General features: G+C 76.1%; 1 protein-coding gene. It reads right to left on the reverse strand.

Annotated features, from left to right (window positions below):
- On the reverse strand, positions 1 to 1,229 hold a 1,229-nt coding region (locus tag FNH09_RS46445; RefSeq protein WP_152895881.1), incomplete at its 3' end, for a hypothetical protein.

Below are 1,229 nucleotides of genomic sequence, written 5' to 3' on the forward strand. Positions count from 1 at the left end.
CCCCCGCCGTCCCCGAATCCGCCGCCGAAGTCGCCCGGGTCGAAGTCCGCGCCCGAGACGTCGCCGCCCTGGTAACCGCCGGCGCCGAAGTCGCCGTAGCCGGTGCCGTAGTCCGACGCGTAGGACGGGGAGGCCATCACACCGCCGAGCGCGGTGCCCAGCAGCAGGCCGGGCAGGATGCCGCCGCCGAAGTAGCCGCCGGCCCAGGGGCCGTAGGCGGGACCCGCGTCCCAGTAGGGGCGGCGGCCGTACTCGGTGTCGACCTGCCGGATCACCGGGTCGCGGCCGTCGGCCAGCCGGGTCCGGTCGGCCGCGCACACGGGCACCTCGCGCGGGGTGCCGCCGACCGGGGTCCAGGCGGCGTCGGCGACCGAGGGGCCGTGGCGGGGGTCGAAGAAGCACGGCGGCCGGCGTTCGGGCAGCTCGCCGCCCGCCCGGCGGGCGGCGAGCTGGGCCAGGCTGAAGCGGCCGTCCTCGACGGCCTGGGTGACCGCGCGCACGTCCTCCGGCCCGACGGCCTGCGCCATCAGGGTCTTCGCCTGGTCGTAGGCGTCCAGCGCGCGCTCGTAGTCCGCTCGCATGGCGTTGTCGGCGCCCGCCTCCGCCGGGTGGAAGTCCAGCCGGTCCAGCTCCTCGCCGAAGGCGGTGATGTCCTCGTCCACCACGACGCGCAGCCGGTCGAGGGCGGCCCGCCGCTCCGCCTCGCGACGGCGGCGGTTGCGGCGGGCCAGCCCGAAGGCGGCCGCGCCGCCCGCCACCACGACGACGCCCGCGGTGATCAGCGCGGCGGTCGCCACCCCGCCGGCCCCTCCGGAGGATCCCCAGGACGAGGGCGCCGAGCCGCCCATGCGGGTCAGCGCACGGTCGGTGAAGTCGCTCAGCTGGGTCTTCGTGTCACTCTCGCCCTGGACGCTGGTGACGAGGTTCCGCACCGCGGTGCGGGACAGCACGGAGGCGTCGGCGCGGGCGTCGAAGCGGTCGCCGAGGCGGATCGCGTACAGGCCGGTGACGCCGGTGGCGGTGCGCAGGTCGGCGAAGAGGTTCCCGGTCGGGTAGCCGGCCGGGAGGACCGCGATGAACAGGGGTTTGTCGGCTGTCCTGATCTGCTCGCGCAGGGCGTTCGCGTCGGCCGGTGACAGCTGGCCGGCGGCCGCGGGATCGACGTAGACCGGGCTCGCCCGCAGAGCCTCCGCGACGGCGCTGACGCTGTGGCTGTCTCTTATACACAA

The organism is Streptomyces adustus, from assembly GCF_009377175.1.
GTDB lineage: Bacteria > Actinomycetota > Actinomycetes > Streptomycetales > Streptomycetaceae > Streptomyces > Streptomyces adustus.